The sequence below is a fragment of the Paenibacillus sp. LjRoot153 genome, from assembly GCF_964253085.1.
Lineage (GTDB): Bacteria > Bacillota > Bacilli > Paenibacillales > NBRC-103111 > Paenibacillus_E.
The window spans coordinates 3581554-3595503 of sequence record NZ_CAXUQH020000001.1 but is presented as its reverse complement, the minus strand read 5'-3'; the positions used below and the strand labels follow the sequence as shown (position 1 = coordinate 3595503).

Here is a 13950-nt window from a genome sequence, read left to right as displayed (position 1 = left end):
TGGAACTCTTCATCACAGTTAGCTATAATAAATGATAGAACTCATCAAAAATATTGATAATAAAGCGAGGCAAATATATGGATCTAACGTATTTCCGCACCTTCCGGGAGGTTGCCCGTAGGAAAAGCTTCACTCGTGCTGCTGAAGAATTAGGGTATGCCCAATCGAGCATTACCATGCAAATTCAAAAGTTAGAACGTGAATATGGTGTCCCCTTATTCGAAAGGTATGGCCGACAGTTACGCCTAACTCCACCTGGAGAAAGCTTACTAGTAATAGCGCAACAATTGTTGGAACTCTATGACCAATCCAAGGAAATGATCGCCAATCAAGTTAGCGGAACGTTGACCATCGGGACCATTAACTCGTTAGCAGCGTATTATCTGCCGCCATTTTTACATAAGCTTAAACAGCTGTATCCAGGGTTAAATATTCAGCTTTTTCCTGACAGTGAAGCCTCTATTCTCACTAAGGTCAAAGAAGGAGATTATGATATTGGCCTTCTGTTAGATCAATATCCGGCAGATCCCTCTCTCGCTTGTACAAGTGTCCGAGAAGAACAACTCGTCTTCGTTGCACCACTGGATCACCCTCTAACTCAACAATCGGATATTAAGCTCGCTGACCTGGGGAACACGGAATTTATCGTCACAGAAGAAGGATGTATCTATCGAGGGAAGTTTGAAAGATTGCTTAAAGACAATGCCGTCGCCTTACAAATCGGTTTCGAGTTAGGCAATGTTGAAGCCATCAAACAATGTGTGATGAGCGGCTTAGGCATCGCCTTGTTACCTCGAATCACGGTAGCGAATGAGCTGGCAATCGGAAAGCTTGCACAGCTTCCTTTTACGCATAAACAACTTTCCATGGACTTACAGCTAGTGTTGCATCCGAAAAAATGGATGTCCCAACCCTTACAAGCATTCATACAATTGTTGACTAAACAACTCGCGGAATGAAAAAAAGAAGCTCACCTTTGCGAAAAGGTAGAGCTTCTTCTAATATATATGCCAATTTCAAGATTTGCACCCCAGTGTGGCGCCGATTGTACGGTAACCTGCACGGTTTCGCAAAATCTTGTCGTCTGTTGCAAGACCACTTTAGTATAGAGGAATCCTACACCGTTCGTCAAATCTCGTCACAGAAGCAACCGATTATACGCCGTAAGCGGATGGATTAACTCTCCAAGAACGCAGGAGCTCCATATCATCTGGCTGGATCTTCCCTTTTTCCAAAGCTACCTCAAGCAAGGTTGAGTAGTTAGAAAGTGTGTGAAGAGGCATTTCAGCCGCCGCGAACGCATCCGTCGCTTTATCAAGCTGATAAGAGAAAATCGCAAGAACGCCAAGAGCTTCAGCTCCTGCATCTTTTACCGCAACCGCTGCTTTCAGCGAGCTGCCTCCTGTGGAAATCAAGTCTTCGATAACGATGACTTTTTGTCCTGGTTTCACGGAACCTTCAATCAAGTTCTCTTTGCCATGACCTTTCGCTTTATCGCGAATGTAGATCATCGGAAGACCTAGCTTCTGAGCTACCCAAGCCGCATGAGGAATTCCAGCTGTTGCTGTTCCTGCCACAACCTCAGCTTCAGGGAATTTTTCCTTGATCAGGGCTACGAAGCCATCGGCAATCGCATCACGGATCGCAGGGTGTGACATGGTCAAACGATTATCACAATAAATCGGAGATTTCAGTCCCGATGTCCAAGTAAAAGGTTGCTGTGGACGAAGAGCCACTGCTTCAATATCTAATAACGACGCTGCAATATGCTGTGCGATTGTTTCGAGCTTACTCATACGCTCACCGTTCCTTTCAAAGTTAGATCGATTCTAGTGAACCTACAACCTAGACGATTGAATCAATAATCGCTTCAATCGCTGCTCTTGGGTCCGCTGCGCCCGTGATCGGTCGCCCGATCACGACGTAGTCCGTCCCCTGCGCAAACGCCTCAGCCGGCGTCATAATACGCGACTGGTCGCCGATGTCCGCTCCCGCCGGGCGGATGCCTGGCGTCACGGTGACGAAGCCGTCACCGCACGCCGCCTTAATCGCTGTCACCTCAAGCGGTGACGCGACAACCCCTTGAAGCCCCGCGGCATGCGCCAAGCGGGCATACCGAATGACGGCCTGCTCGGTTGTACCGGCAAGGCCGATCTCGTCATTCAGCACCTGCTGCGAGGTGCTGGTCAATTGCGTCACACCGATGACGATCGGACGTGATGCTCCTACAGCTAGCCCCTTGTCGACACCCTCCAAGGCGGATTCCATCATGTACTTGCCTCCGGCTGCATGTACATTGAACACATCAACCCCAAGGCGCGTCACGCTCTCCGCGCCACCCTTGACCGTGTTCGGAATGTCATGCATCTTCACGTCGAGGAACACCTTATAGCCGCGATCCTTCAGACTCGCGACAAAGGTAGGACCTGCAGCATAAAACAGCTGCATTCCTACCTTAACATAACACGGAATGCCTTCGAGCTGCTTAAGCAGCCCTTCAGCACTTTCCGCGTTCGCGTAGTCCAAGGCGACCATGATGCGTCCGGTAACATCGTTTCGAGTTAACGTACTCATGTTTGGCACCATCCTTTAGACATGTATTGGCATTGCACGTGAGGAGAAGTTGATTGCTTCAAGCATATTCACTAGCGCTCTTACAGTATCAAGCGATGTCATACACACAACACCGTTTTCTACTGCTTCACGACGAATACGGAAGCCGTCACGCTCAGGCGTTTTGCCCTTAGTCAAAGTGTTCACGACGAACTGAGCATCACCACTGCGGATGAGGTCAAGAATGTTCGGTGAGCCTTCGCTAAGTTTGTTGACAGTTGTAACTGGAAGACCTGCTTGTGCAATCGCTTCGGCAGTTCCACCTGTTGCAATGATTTTGTAGCCTAGACGGTAGAAGCCTTTGAGAATTTCAATCGCTTCTTCTTTATCTTTATCCGCTACGGTTACCACAACGGAACCAGCAGCAGGGATCTTCATACCAGCACCGATGAGACCTTTGTACAGGGCTTTTGCAAAATTCACATCACGACCCATAACCTCACCCGTGGACTTCATTTCAGGTCCGAGTGTTGTATCTACACGGCGAAGCTTCGCGAAAGAGAACACTGGCACTTTGACAGATACGTATTTATCTTCTGGCCATAGACCACTTTGATAACCCATATCCGCAAGTGTTTGACCCATGATCACGCGTGTTGCAACGTTTGCCATTGGAATGTTCGTCACTTTGCTTAAGAAAGGCACCGTTCTTGAAGAACGCGGGTTAACCTCGATCACATACACTTGATCGTTATGAATAACGAACTGGATGTTTACTAGACCAACAACGTTAAGCTCTAATCCGATTTTCGTCGTAATCTCGATGATTTGTTGCTTGATCTCATCGGAGATGGATTGTGGCGGATAGACCGCGATGGAGTCACCGGAGTGAACCCCTGCGCGTTCCACGTGTTCCATGATCCCTGGGATCAGAACCGTTTCTCTATCGCAAATGGCGTCAACCTCTACCTCTTTACCAAGCATGTAGCGGTCGATTAGAACCGGATGCTCAGGGTTAATTTTCACCGCATATTCCATGTAGCTCAGAAGTTCTTCATCGGAGTAAACGATCTCCATCGCGCGCCCACCAAGTACATAGGAAGGACGAACGATAACCGGATAACCGAATTTCGCTGCTGTACCTACCGCTTGATCGACGGAAGTTACGGTACCGCCTGGAGGCTGTGCAACCGAAATTTTGCTTAGCAAAGCTTCGAATTTCTTACGATCTTCGGCTGTGTCGATACTTTCTAGGTCAGAACCTAGGATACGAACGCCAGCTTTGTGTAATGGTGCTGCCAAGTTGATCGCAGTTTGTCCACCAAATTGAACGATAACACCGATCGGTTGCTCACGCTCAATTACGTTCATAACGTCTTCGAAGAATAATGGCTCGAAGTACAGACGATCTGATGTATTGAAATCTGTAGATACTGTTTCTGGATTGTTATTGATGATGACCGCTTCATAGCCAGCAGCTTGGATCGCCCACACCGCATGAACCGTGGAGTAGTCGAACTCAATCCCTTGACCGATACGAATTGGACCCGATCCGAGAACAACAACCTTTTCTTTCGTCGTTTCTGTTACTTCATCTTCTTGCTCATAAGTGGAGTAGTAATATGGCGTTGAAGCTTCGAACTCAGCCGCACATGTATCTACCATTTTGTAAACAGGCTTGATGTTGTTTTGCAAACGGAATGTTCTTACGTCCGCTTCTTTCGTGAAGGTCGAGCAGCCTGCCAATGTACGAATTTCCGCTACAGCACGGTCTGTGAAGCCTTTGCGCTTGATTTCGAAAATAAGCTCAGCTGTCAAATCCTTCGCTGCAATTTCCTTTTCATACGCGATAAGTGCGCTTAATTTGTTCAAGAACCACCAGTCAATTTTCGTCAAATTCTGCAGTTGTTCCACGGTGTAGCCTCTGCGATAAGCTTCTGCTAGTAAGAACAGACGCTCATCATCTGGCTTTTGCAAACGTAATTCTAATGTTTCTTTATCAAGTAAATCCGTTTCTTTCAAGAACAAGCGGTGAACGCCGATTTCAAGGGAGCGGACTGCTTTGTGAATGGACTCTTCAAAAGTACGGCCAATCGCCATAACTTCCCCTGTCGCTTTCATTTGTGTTCCTAACTTACGGTTAGCTGCTGTGAACTTATCGAACGGCCAACGTGGAATCTTGGATACGATGTAATCCAATGCTGGCTCGAAGCAAGCATATGTTTGTCCTGTAACTGGGTTAACAAGTTCATCAAGTGTATAACCAATCGCAATTTTCGCTGCCATTTTCGCAATTGGATAGCCAGTTGCTTTGGAAGCAAGCGCCGAAGAGCGACTTACACGCGGGTTAACTTCGATAACATAATATTGGAAGCTATGTGGATCTAGTGCATATTGAACGTTACATCCGCCTTCGATGTTCAGAGCACGAATGATTTTCAAGGAAGCGGAACGAAGCATTTGGTACTCACGGTCTGACAATGTTTGGCTTGGTGCTACTACGATACTGTCGCCTGTATGTACACCAACTGGATCAAAGTTCTCCATGTTACACACAACGATACAGTTGTCGTTCGCATCACGCATGACTTCGTACTCGACTTCTTTCATACCCGCGATACTGCGCTCTACGAGACACTGACCGATTGGGCTATAACGAATACCGGAAGCAACGATTTCCACTAGTTCTTCCATCGTGTTACAAATACCGCCGCCTGTTCCACCTAGTGTGTAAGCAGGACGAATGATGATCGGGAAGCCGATTTCATTTGCAAAATCAACCGCTTGAGCCACTGTTGTAACGATAACGCTATCTGGTACTGGCTGCTCTAGCTCTCTCATCAAGTCTCTGAAAAGGTCACGATCTTCCGCTTTCTCAATCGCAGTAAGCTGTGTTCCTAGAAGCTTAACGTTCTCGCTCTCTAGCACACCTGCGCGAGCAAGTTCAACGGCCATGTTAAGACCCGTTTGTCCACCTAGTGTTGGAAGCAAACCATCGGGACGCTCTTGACGAATGATTTGCGTAACGAACTCAAGCGTGATCGGCTCGATGTATACTTTATCAGCCATGTTCGTATCTGTCATGATCGTAGCTGGATTGCTGTTGATCAGGATGACTTCCATGCCTTCTTCTTTCAATGCTTGGCAAGCTTGCGTACCAGCGTAGTCGAACTCCGCCGCTTGACCAATAACAATCGGTCCGGAACCGATAACGAGAATCTTTTTGAGTGTATTATTTTTTGGCATATTGCAGTTCCTCCTTCACAGATGTCGATGCCGTGGAAGCATTCCACTGAGCAAGCATTTGCGCTTGGCGCGGCTGCTGTGGGTTATCTAGTTTGTGCTGACGAATCAGCGAGATGAAATCATCGAACAGGTAGCTGGAGTCAAATGGTCCAGGTGCTGCCTCTGGGTGATATTGAACCGAGAATGCTGGGTATTGCTTGTGGCGTAAGCCTTCGATCGTGCGATCGTTATTGTTAATGTGCGTCACTTCAAGGTTCGTTCCTTGGATGGAATCTTCCTTTACCGTGTAGCCATGGTTTTGTGATGTAATGTAGCAACGTCCGGAGATTAAATCTTTAACCGGGTGGTTACCGCCGCGATGACCGAATTTCAATTTATCTGTATCGGCTCCGCAAGCAAGTGCGAACAATTGGTGTCCCAAGCAAATTCCGAATAATGGAATGTCGCCTAGCAAGCCTTTAATCATTTCTACAGCGTGTGGAACATCCTTCGGATCCCCAGGGCCGTTAGACAGCAATACGCCGTCTGGTGCTAAGCGACGAATTTGTTCAGCTGTTGCATTCTGTGGAACAACCACAACATCACAATCGCGCTTGCTAAGATCACGGATGATTCCGCTTTTTGCACCGAAGTCGACAAGTACAACGCGTTCTTTGTGCCCAGGAGCACCGAATACGCTTTTCGTAGACACACGGGAAACTTGATCCGTCATCAGAGGCGTGCTCTTCAGCGTTGCCATCAATTCCTCAACGGATTTATTCGAAGTTGTGATGATACTTTTCATTACGCCATAGTGACGAAGTTTGCGAGTCAACATACGTGTGTCAATGCCGCTGATCCCAACGATGCCATATTCTTTCAACAGGCTGCCGAGCGTGTACTGAGCTCTCCAGTTACTTGGGATTTCTTCATGCTCACGCACAACGAAACCGTGGATGAATGGACGCACAGACTCGAAGTCATCACGAATCACACCGTAGTTCCCTTGTAGTGGATACGTCATCGTTACGATTTGTCCACAATATGAAGGATCCGAAAGCACCTCCTGATAACCTGTCATTCCTGTATTGAATACTACCTCGCCGACGGATTCACCTTCACTACCGAACGATTTTCCTGTAAAAAGAGTGCCGTCTTCCAGCAACAATCTTGCCTGCATGTTCTTTCAACTCCTTCGCTATTGTCAGGCGGTTCTCACGAACCGCAGATGTCATGTTTACACTTTAACGCTTCACGGACTTGCATAAAGATAAATCTTCTTGTATAAATATACACGATTTTTCATTCATCGTATAGATGCTTCTCGTGATTTGGGCTTTAAAATTAAGGCTATTTCTTGAACTCAGGAGTAAACAACTTTACCCGAAGCAATCGTGACAACCGGCCAACCTTGCAGCTCCCAGCCGATGAACGGAGTGTTCTTGCTGCGTGATACGATTTCTTCTTTCAGAACTGCTTTCGTTGTATCTAGATCAACGATTGTAATGTCTGCCGCGCTGCCAACTTCTAAAGTTCCGTATGGAAGACCGAATACTTCAGCAGGCTTTTTGGTCATACGATCCACAAGGAAGCCAAGTGTCCATTTGCCTGTAAGTACAAATTTCGTATACAGCAAGGAGAATGCTGTTTCGAAACCAAGGATTCCGAATGGTGCCATCATCATGCCTTTGGCTTTCTCTTCTTCCGTATGCGGCGCATGATCCGTTACGATGATGTCGATCGTGCCATCTTCCAAACCTTCGATAACAGCCTGTACATCACGTGGTGTGCGAAGCGGCGGGTTCATCTTCCAGTTCGCGTCCATTCCTGGGATGTCTTCTTCAGAAAGAAGTAAATGATGCGGACACACTTCAGCGGTAACCTTGATGCCGAACTGTTTTGCATGACGGATCAATCGAACCGACTGCTCTGTGCTGACGTGACACACGTGGTAGTGTACCCCAGTTGCTTCCGCTAGTAATACGTCGCGGCCAACATGAATCGCTTCGGATTCGTTCGGGATACCTTTCAAGCCATGTTTTGTCGCGAAAGTTCCTTCGTTTACCGGCGCTCCTACTACCAAGGTATCGTCTTCACAGTGTGCGATGATTGGCATACCAAGTGATGCAGCTAGTGACATCGCATCCTTCATCATTTGTGCGCTTTGAACGCCAACGCCATCGTCCGTGTACCCGATAACGCCCGCTTCTTTCAACGCTGCGAAGTCAGTTAGCTCACGACCAAGCTCGTTCTTCGTGATAGTTCCGTAAGGAATGACGCGCACAACACCTTCTGTTGCTGCTTTATCTAATATGTAATTTACCGTATCTACGGTATCAATAACCGGTCTTGTGTTTGGCATGCAGGCAATCGTTGTAAAACCGCCTCTTGCCGCAGAACGTGTTCCAGTTGCGATGTTCTCTTTATGTTCGAAACCAGGTTCTCTCAAATGTACGTGCATATCAATGAATCCCGGTGATACAAGCTTGCCAGCAGCGTCAATGACTTCATGACCCGCGGTTTGCGGCACTTCACCATTAGTAGCGTCAAGTACCTGTGCAATTTTATCATTTTCGACTAAAACATGTTTCTTCGTTTGTACATTATTCGCATCAACGGTTAGTCCGTTTAGAATCCAAATTCCCATCTTGTGAAATCCTCCTCAGATTTATGATAAAGCTCGTTCGATGACAGCCATACGAATCGGCACGCCGTGAGCAATTTGTGTAAAGATTTTGGACTTCTCATGTTCCACGAGTTCATCATCAAGCTCCACATTGCGATTAACTGGTGCTGGATGCATGATGATTGCATGAGGAGCCATGCGGCTTGCACGTTCAACGGTTAACCCGTACTGCTCGCGGTATTCCTCAGCTGATTTAATAAGCCCTGTATCGTGACGTTCCAGCTGTACACGAAGCATCATAACTACATCAGCTTTCAAAGCCTCCTCGAAGGAAACATAAGGTGCAAACTGTGCCAACTCAGGAGCCTGCATACTTGCAGGAGCACAGAACTGAACTTTCGCTCCTAGGGCGATTAAGCCCCAGAGGTTTGAGCGTGCTACACGGCTGTGAAGAATGTCTCCGATAATGGAGACTGTCAAACCTTTGATAGCGCCGAATTGCTTACGCATTGTATAGAAATCAAGCAACGCTTGCGTTGGATGCTCGTTGTTGCCGTCCCCCGCGTTGATGAGCGGGATTTTGATTTTCTCAGCCAGCTCCTGCAGTACACCGTTAGGCTTCAGTCGAATCACACCAGCGTCAATCCCCATAGATTCCAGCGTGCGAACTGTATCGTAAATGGACTCGCCTTTTTGCACACTGGATTCAGCTGATGAGAAGTTCAGCACATCTGCACCTAGTCGCTTTTGCGCTAGTTCGAAGGAGAAACGGGTTCTTGTACTATTTTCAAAAAATAAGTTGGATACGAATTTGCCTTGGAATTGGTTATTTACTTTGTTAGGGCTTTGTTCCCAATAGGCTGCACGATCAAGAATGCTTGTGATCTCCTCTGCACTTACGCCTTTCAGTCCCAAGAAATGTCTAGTTGTATATGTACTCACGCTACTCACTCCTGTTTCCCCCTTTGGATAACAACTTCATCTTTATCATCAATTTCCGTTAACATCACTTCAATGCTCTCACTCTTGGACGTTGGTACATTCTTACCCACATAATCAGGCCGAATGGGAAGCTCCCGATGCCCTCTGTCCACAAGTACAGCCAGTTGAATCATTTGCGGTCTGCCTAAATCAATTAGCGCATCCATCGCGGCTCTTACCGTTCTTCCGGTATATAGCACATCATCGAAAAGGATGATTTTGCGATCTTGAATTTGCATTTTGCCGCCTTCTTGCACGTTCTCCACCGATCTGACTTTCACGCGATCATCGCGATAAGACGTGATGTCAATCTCTCCTACTGGAATCGGTACGCCTTCAATTTCTAAAATCCGTTCTGCTACTCGCTTCGCTAAGTAAATGCCTCGGGTCCGAATACCAATCAAGGTACAATTCTCTACACCTTTATTCTTTTCCAGTATCTCGTGTGCAATCCGCGTAAGTGCTCTACGAATTCCCATTTCATCAATAATGGTGTGTTCGGTGGTCTCATTCATCGTTTCCGCCTCCTGGCAAAACTGTCATCGTCAGCATTCACATACGTTTTCTGGTGGTAAAACCAAAAAACTCCTTGCCCAATTCTTGGCAAGGAGTTTACGAGTGCATAAAGAGATAGAGCGGGGCTGCTGGATGCGCACATCCTTAAGCTTACTGAATGCTCGATTCAGTATTACCCGACTTTTCTTATCGTTTTACCTTGCCAGCCTCTCTGGACTGTTTTTAAAGGCACATATGTAATTAAAAGAATTATGCCACTTTCGACATGATAAGTCAATGTTTTTTGATCTTCTTTTTTTGAGCAAATTCGAGACCATGTGTTATAATTTACATATAAACTCGCTTTTCCACCTAGTAAATTCCAATTCAACGAGGGTACAAAATGAAGGAGGAAACTATGTTCAAATTGTTTAGGTATTTGAAGCCTTACCGGGTTTCCGTTGTTGCAATCATTACATTAATGCTCTTGCAATCGCTCGCACAACTGTACTTACCAACGCTACTTGCGGACATTGTAGATGTCGGTGTAGTGAAAGGTGACGTAAGCTACATTCTTCGATTTGGTGCTTATATGCTTCTGGTTGCCATGGGGGGCATGGCCTGTGTCATGGTGGCCAGTTATTTGCTCGCTAAGACAGCAACTGGCTTCGGGAGAGATTTACGACGTACACTCTTCTCTCATGTCGAGAGCTTCTCCTTGCATGAATTCGATAAGCTTGGAACGTCTTCTCTGATTACTAGAACAACGAATGATATTGCGCAGGTACAACAATTAGTTGTCATGATGCGAATGTTCATTGGTGTACCTACCATGCTCGTTGGTGGTGTCATAATGGCCTCATACAAAGATACGAATCTCGCAATTGTACTATACGCTGTCATTCCTATCCTTGTTCTTGTTATTGCCGTTATTATGCGTAAAAGTCTTCCATTATTCAAAACTCTGCAAATTAAAATCGATGGCATCAATCTTGTTCTGCGAGAACATTTAACAGGTATTCGTGTCATCCGAGCTTTTAACCGATCCCATCACGAGAAAACGAAATTCGAACGAGCGAATCAAGATTTCACGCAAATTGCCATCAAAGTCAATACGATCATGGCTACGATGATGCCGATCATGATGCTTGTATTTAATCTTGGTATCGTTGTCATCCTTTGGTATGGCGGCATTCGAATTGATAACAATCAAATGCAAATTGGAGATTTGATGGCTTTCATCCAATATGCGATGCAAATCATGTTCAGCATGTTCATGATGACCATGATATTCATGATGATTCCACGAGCTTCAGCATCCGCTGTACGAATTAATGAGGTCCTTGCCATTCAGTCCAACATACATAGTGCAGACAACGCACAAACACTCCATGACGACCAAACCGTCGTTGAATTCAATCATGTAACTTTCAGTTATCCTGGTGCCGAGCAACCTGCTATTCAAGATATTTCTTTCCGAGCAAAGCCTGGAGAGGTTACAGCCATAATTGGAGGAACGGGTTCAGGTAAAACGACCCTCATCAATTTGTTACTTCGATTCTATGATGTGGAGTCTGGCACAATTACGTTGAATGGCCAACCGCTACCTTCGCTTTCCTTGGAAAGTGTTCGGAATCAAATCGGCTATGTGCCTCAGAAAGCTGTCCTATTTTCAGGTACAGTTGCTGATAACCTCCGCTTCGGTAATGATCACGCCACAGATGAAGAGCTTGCCACTGCAGCTTCTACAGCGCAAGCGGCTGATTTCATTCAAGGTATGAAAGATAACTTCCAAGCTACCCTCGCACAAGGCGGTACTAATCTATCAGGTGGTCAGAAGCAGCGCCTTGCCATTGGACGAGCACTTGCTCGTAAACCGAACATTTATATTTTCGATGACAGCTTCTCTGCCCTTGATTTCAAAACCGATGCTAAGCTTCGCGCTGCGCTTAAATCAGAAACGGCACGTGCGACCATGATCATTGTCGCTCAGCGTGTAAGCACCATTATGGATGCGAATCAAATTATCGTTTTAGATGAAGGAAGAATCGCAGGTATAGGTACGCATAGTGAGCTTATGAGAACCTGTGAGGTTTATCAAGAAATTGTTGCTTCTCAGCTATCAGAGGAGGAAAGTGCATGAGTGAGAAACCCAAAGAACCACAAAGACCCGCTGCTGGTGTCCCCATGCCAGGAAATTTCGGCCGTGGCGGGATGGCTGGCATGGGGATGCCTGTCCAAAAAGCTAAAGATTTCAAAGGCACACTGAAACGACTTCTAACGTATATGCAGCCTTTTCGCGTTTCAATTTCCGTAGTACTCCTTGCCTCCATTTTGAGCACGTTGTTTAGTATCATTAGCCCGAAGTTGATGGGTAACGCAGTTACGAAGTTATCCGAAGGCGCTATTGGCAAGCTCAAAGGCATCGCAGGTGCCAAAATTGATTTCGATGCAATCCTTCAGATCGTACTTATCCTAGCTGCCCTATATGTATTCAGCTCAGTCCTAATGTACATTCAACAACGGATAATGGTTGGGGTTACACAGCGCATCGTCTTCAATTTACGCCGAGATATCAGTGAGAAGCTCACGCGTGTTCCTCTCTCCTTCTTTGATGCAAGAAGCCATGGCGACACCATGAGCCGAGCTACGAATGATGTGGACACGATTAGTTCCACGATGCAGCAAAGCTTAACGCAGTTGATTACATCTATTGTCACTTTAATCGGTATCATTATCATGATGCTGACAATAAGTCCTCTACTCACTTTAGCTACAATTGTTACCCTGCCGCTAAGCATATTAGGAACCAAAATGATTGCTACCCGTTCTCAGAAATATTTCAAAGGGCAGCAACGAACGCTAGGCGAGCTCAATGGACATGTCGAAGAAATGTATACAGGACATACGATCGTCAAAGCTTTTGGAAGAGAAAAACAATCGGTTGATAAATTCAATGAAATTAATGATCGACTGTATCACTCTGGCTGGAAAGCACAGTTTATTTCAGGGCTCATCTTTCCTTTGATGTCTTTTATCGGGAATATTGGTTATGTGCTTGTTAGTGTCATCGGTGGCATCATGGTAACCCATAACGCAATTAAAATAGGAGACGTTCTCGCCTTCATTCAATATTCTGGTCAATTTGGCATGCCGATCACACAAGTTGCGAATATCGCGAACGTGATTCAGTCTACGATCGCAGCGGCAGAGCGCATTTTCGAATTATTAGATGAAACAGAAGAAGTTTTGGAGAAAAAAGTGACGGATTCCGTTGCTCACGTTAATGGGCATGTCCAGTTCGAGGATGTTTCCTTCGCCTACAAAACAGATACACCACTTATCGCCAATATGAACATTGATGTGAAGCCAGGACAAACTGTAGCTATTGTGGGGCCAACTGGTGCAGGCAAAACAACGATTGTCAATTTGCTCATGCGCTTCTATGAATTACAGAGCGGCCGGATTTCCATCGATGGCGTCGATTCAAGGAACATGACTCGCAGTCATCTTCGTGGACTATTCGGAATGGTACTGCAAGATACTTGGCTCTTTAACGGCACCATCCGCGACAATATTGCTTATGGTCGTCATGGCGCTACCGAGGAGGAGATCGCATCCGCCGCACGCGCGGCTTACGCAGATCATTTCATACGAACGCTGCCGGATGGGTATGATACGATTTTGAATGAGGAAGCGTCCAATCTATCCCATGGTCAAAAGCAATTGCTCACCATTGCACGTGCGGTCCTCGCTGATCCAGCGATATTGATTCTTGATGAAGCAACGAGTAGTGTGGATACGCGGACGGAAGTTTCTATTCAACGAGCTATGAACAATTTGATGGCAAATCGTACTAGTTTCGTCATTGCTCACCGGTTATCCACGATCCGAGAAGCTGATCTTATCCTTGTGATGAATCAAGGAACGGTCATTGAACAAGGCACTCACGGGGAGTTGCTCGAACAGCAAGGCTTCTATGCCGAACTCTATCAGAGTCAATTTGCACAAAAAGCTGTATGAAACAGATTGGCTCAAACGCCCCCTTTCTGCTAATATAGGAGAGTCAA

Annotated in this window: 10 protein-coding genes; 3 read left to right on the top strand and 7 right to left on the bottom strand. The window is 46.2% G+C overall.

The window, feature by feature from the left end:
* Nucleotides 1-77 precede the first annotated feature (77 nt).
* Entirely contained in the window at nucleotides 78-959 is an 882-nt protein-coding gene (locus ACSQ8P_RS15015; RefSeq protein ID WP_436235920.1) for a LysR family transcriptional regulator, read from the top strand.
* Nucleotides 960-1154: 195 nt separating this feature from the next.
* Here the strand turns inward: ACSQ8P_RS15015 and pyrE are convergent, their stop codons facing one another.
* The 7 genes from pyrE to pyrR form a co-directional block, all read right to left on the bottom strand.
* On the bottom strand, nucleotides 1155-1796 hold the full coding sequence (gene pyrE / locus ACSQ8P_RS15010; RefSeq protein ID WP_056612602.1) for an orotate phosphoribosyltransferase: 642 nt from the start codon (nucleotides 1794-1796) through the stop codon (nucleotides 1155-1157).
* A 49-nt stretch (nucleotides 1797-1845) separates the two neighbouring features.
* Entirely contained in the window at nucleotides 1846-2574 is a 729-nt protein-coding gene (gene pyrF, locus ACSQ8P_RS15005; protein WP_436235919.1) for an orotidine-5'-phosphate decarboxylase, read from the bottom strand.
* Nucleotides 2575-2589: 15 nt separating this feature from the next.
* A complete protein-coding gene (carB, locus tag ACSQ8P_RS15000; RefSeq protein WP_436235918.1) occupies nucleotides 2590-5799 on the bottom strand; it encodes a carbamoyl-phosphate synthase large subunit in 3210 nt (1069 codons plus the stop codon).
* Complete coding sequence (carA, locus tag ACSQ8P_RS14995) at nucleotides 5786-6958, bottom strand: glutamine-hydrolyzing carbamoyl-phosphate synthase small subunit (protein WP_436235917.1); 1173 nt, start codon at nucleotides 6956-6958, stop codon at nucleotides 5786-5788. Before carA ends, carB begins: the two co-directional genes overlap by 14 nt.
* Before the next feature lie 183 nt (nucleotides 6959-7141).
* Complete coding sequence (locus ACSQ8P_RS14990; protein ID WP_436235916.1) at nucleotides 7142-8425, bottom strand: dihydroorotase; 1284 nt, start codon at nucleotides 8423-8425, stop codon at nucleotides 7142-7144.
* A gap of 21 nt (nucleotides 8426-8446) precedes the next feature.
* The gene (locus ACSQ8P_RS14985; protein WP_436235915.1) at nucleotides 8447-9346 is read right to left on the bottom strand and encodes an aspartate carbamoyltransferase catalytic subunit; all 900 of its coding nucleotides are present in this window, start codon (nucleotides 9344-9346) and stop codon (nucleotides 8447-8449) included.
* A 5-nt stretch (nucleotides 9347-9351) separates the two neighbouring features.
* Nucleotides 9352-9900, bottom strand: coding sequence for a bifunctional pyr operon transcriptional regulator/uracil phosphoribosyltransferase PyrR (pyrR, locus tag ACSQ8P_RS14980; protein WP_436235914.1), 549 nt, complete (start codon nucleotides 9898-9900; stop codon nucleotides 9352-9354).
* A 398-nt stretch (nucleotides 9901-10298) separates the two neighbouring features.
* On the opposite strand from pyrR, the gene ACSQ8P_RS14975 reads away from it, so the two are divergent.
* Together ACSQ8P_RS14975 and ACSQ8P_RS14970 are read left to right on the top strand one after the other, a co-directional pair.
* Nucleotides 10299-12023 carry an ABC transporter ATP-binding protein gene (locus ACSQ8P_RS14975; RefSeq protein ID WP_436235913.1) on the top strand — a complete coding sequence of 575 codons (1725 nt, stop codon included), beginning with the start codon at nucleotides 10299-10301 and terminating at the stop codon, nucleotides 12021-12023.
* Nucleotides 12020-13903 carry an ABC transporter ATP-binding protein gene (locus ACSQ8P_RS14970; protein WP_436235912.1) on the top strand — a complete coding sequence of 628 codons (1884 nt, stop codon included), beginning with the start codon at nucleotides 12020-12022 and terminating at the stop codon, nucleotides 13901-13903. The genes ACSQ8P_RS14975 and ACSQ8P_RS14970 overlap by 4 nt, the downstream gene beginning before the upstream one ends.
* Nucleotides 13904-13950: the final 47 nt, after the last annotated feature.

Excerpts from the sequence above, each read along its gene's own strand:
- ACSQ8P_RS15015 (WP_436235920.1), top strand. The coding sequence starts at position 78 with ATGGATCTAACGTATTTCCGCACCTTCCGGGAGGTTGCCCGTAGGAAA.
- pyrE (WP_056612602.1), bottom strand. The coding sequence starts at position 1,796 with ATGAGTAAGCTCGAAACAATCGCACAGCATATTGCAGCGTCGTTATTA.
- pyrF (WP_436235919.1), bottom strand. The coding sequence starts at position 2,574 with ATGAGTACGTTAACTCGAAACGATGTTACCGGACGCATCATGGTCGCC.
- carB (WP_436235918.1), bottom strand. The coding sequence starts at position 5,799 with ATGCCAAAAAATAATACACTCAAAAAGATTCTCGTTATCGGTTCCGGA.
- carA (WP_436235917.1), bottom strand. The coding sequence starts at position 6,958 with ATGCAGGCAAGATTGTTGCTGGAAGACGGCACTCTTTTTACAGGAAAA.
- ACSQ8P_RS14990 (WP_436235916.1), bottom strand. The coding sequence starts at position 8,425 with ATGGGAATTTGGATTCTAAACGGACTAACCGTTGATGCGAATAATGTA.
- pyrR (WP_436235914.1), bottom strand. The coding sequence starts at position 9,900 with ATGAATGAGACCACCGAACACACCATTATTGATGAAATGGGAATTCGT.
- ACSQ8P_RS14975 (WP_436235913.1), top strand. The coding sequence starts at position 10,299 with ATGTTCAAATTGTTTAGGTATTTGAAGCCTTACCGGGTTTCCGTTGTT.
- ACSQ8P_RS14970 (WP_436235912.1), top strand. The coding sequence starts at position 12,020 with ATGAGTGAGAAACCCAAAGAACCACAAAGACCCGCTGCTGGTGTCCCC.